Source organism: Lysinibacillus boronitolerans JCM 21713 = 10a = NBRC 103108 (assembly GCF_000772935.1).
Taxonomy (GTDB): Bacteria; Bacillota; Bacilli; order Bacillales_A; family Planococcaceae; genus Lysinibacillus; species Lysinibacillus boronitolerans.
Genome location: NZ_JPVR01000034.1, coordinates 1 through 1914 on the forward strand (window position 1 = coordinate 1; position 1914 = coordinate 1914).

General features: G+C 35.7%; 5 protein-coding genes. 1 reads left to right on the top strand and 4 read right to left on the bottom strand.

Translation table 11 applies throughout. From position 1 onward, the window contains the following. The coding region (locus tag CD31_RS00300) for a hypothetical protein (protein ID WP_036074805.1) at window positions 1-214 on the bottom strand (214 nt) is incomplete at its 3' end. 228 nt (window positions 215-442) lie between these two features. On the opposite strand from CD31_RS00300, the gene CD31_RS00305 reads away from it, so the two are divergent. Further along, on the top strand, window positions 443-643 hold the full coding sequence (locus tag CD31_RS00305; protein ID WP_036074806.1) for a helix-turn-helix domain-containing protein: 201 nt from the start codon (window positions 443-445) through the stop codon (window positions 641-643). A gap of 318 nt (window positions 644-961) precedes the next feature. Here the strand turns inward: CD31_RS00305 and CD31_RS00310 are convergent, their stop codons facing one another. The 3 genes from CD31_RS00310 to CD31_RS23415 all read right to left on the bottom strand — a co-directional run. Continuing rightward, window positions 962-1315, bottom strand: coding sequence for a hypothetical protein (locus tag CD31_RS00310; RefSeq protein WP_036074807.1), 354 nt, complete (start codon window positions 1313-1315; stop codon window positions 962-964). An 11-nt stretch (window positions 1316-1326) separates the two neighbouring features. Beyond that, window positions 1327-1563, bottom strand: coding sequence for a hypothetical protein (locus CD31_RS00315; RefSeq protein ID WP_036074810.1), 237 nt, complete (start codon window positions 1561-1563; stop codon window positions 1327-1329). A gap of 171 nt (window positions 1564-1734) precedes the next feature. Then, on the bottom strand, window positions 1735-1914 hold a 180-nt coding region (locus CD31_RS23415), incomplete at its 5' end, for a hypothetical protein (protein ID WP_036074811.1).

A 1914-nucleotide genomic window follows, 5' to 3' on the forward strand; every position in this document is an offset into this window, starting at 1 on the left:
TTTTAGGTTTTACAGCATTTTTCACTGCTTTGGTCGTTGCTTGTGCAGCTTTTTTCATCGCTGGTAGTACTTGTTTTTTGACGACCTGCTTCGTCTGTTTGACAGCGGTCTTTACCTGTTGCTTGGCCTTCGACACGGCGGCCTTTGTTTTTTTCACAACCTTTTTCGTGGTCAGAACAGCTTTTTTAATTGCCTTTTTCGCCCGTTTAACCAATTTACTCTTGGATAAACTATTTTTTAGCTTCCGTGCCTTGGTAAAGAATTTACCCCACTTCTTCTTTTTCTTCTTTCCGTTACATAAATTGAGATTAACGTAACGCTTAGCCGCTATTTTTAGTATAAGTTCATTGTATGCGGCTTTAGCGATATACTCAACCCCTTTACCGATACAAATTTATTGTGTATCGTAAAAGGTAATATGAATAATAGGAAGGGAAATATCATGTCAATATCAATTAAACTAAAGGAAATCTTGAAACAACGTGACCTTTCACAACGTGAGTTAGCACGAATGACAGGACTACGACCAAATACAATCAGCCATCTTTGTTCAGACAATGTGGACAGGGTTTATCTATCAACATTAGAAACAGTATGCAAAGTGTTAGACATCGACATTCAGGAGTTAATCGAGGTGGAGTAGCCTCTCGCTCTAGTAATCGTTATATGTACGTAAAAGTTGCGAAAAATTTAAAGGCAGGGAGAAGCGAAGGTATGGCTTTGGAGAATAGAAATGGTGGTAACTGATGATATTATGGTTATTTGCTTAACAAAATAAAGAGTAAATAGGACATACTTTTTAAAGGTATTGTACGTATTATATAATTCGTAAAAACTTAATATGAGGCTTACAGGAGTTACTCATATTCTCTGCATAACAATTGAACTATTCGACACTGGGTATCCCCACCAACAAAAAAGAAACCTTGATAGGCTCATTAACCAAATCAAGGTTCTTTTATTATTCTTTTTCAATTAGTATAGTATTACAAACAACTTCTACATTTAAAGGCGGCATAAAAATATTACATTTTAATATATCTTCTCCATCAATCTGTACATCTGTAATCTCAACATCTTGAATAAAATAAGGAATTTGAGTTTTCGTTAACTCTTTTAAGGGTTTCAATCTATCATCAACACTTGTTACAAATGAGAATTTCGAACATCCAGTAAAAAGTAAGATTACATTAAAATCTGTGTCTTCAAATACAATTCTAAGTTCATCTCCAAAAAAACTGGACTCCATTTGCAGTACTCTAGCATCCCAATAATGCAGTTCTTCAATTTCATTTAGTATTTTCTGAGCATTCAAGTTACTCCACCTCACTTTTTATATGGAATATGAGCATCCGGGCTTTTTCTATCCACAACGTTTAGGTTTACATCAAGCGGATTACCACTTTCATCAAAAATATGAACATGGTCATACTTTGTAACTTTGTCAGGAGGGTCAATTTTCATCCGGACATTTCCATTAGCATCTCTAATATGAACAAAACCGTTATTCTCAGTGTATTTCCAGTTACTTGGTAACCCCTCTAATATATCATTTTTAGTCATGTTAGGAATATTATCGGCATTAATTTTTCCTACAAAATTACCTACACCATTACCTGTACCCTTATTCTCATCAGGCTTTTTATTCGAGCCATTTTGTGGTGGTTGGGAATTAGATGGCTTCGGACTCGAGGAGGACGTATTTTTTCCAACCGTTCCTGTATCCTCTATGCGTCAGACATTTACACCTGCTCCTGCTAACTCCATCTCTGGTGGTCGCAGCTGTTGTTTGACTTCGTCTACTTTGGCTTGGATCTGTTTTTTTACATTTGAGACTTGCTTGTTGACTTTTTCTTTTATATTGTCTAAAAGACCTTTATTCGCTTTTTGAGCACTTTCACTGATACCCTTCGC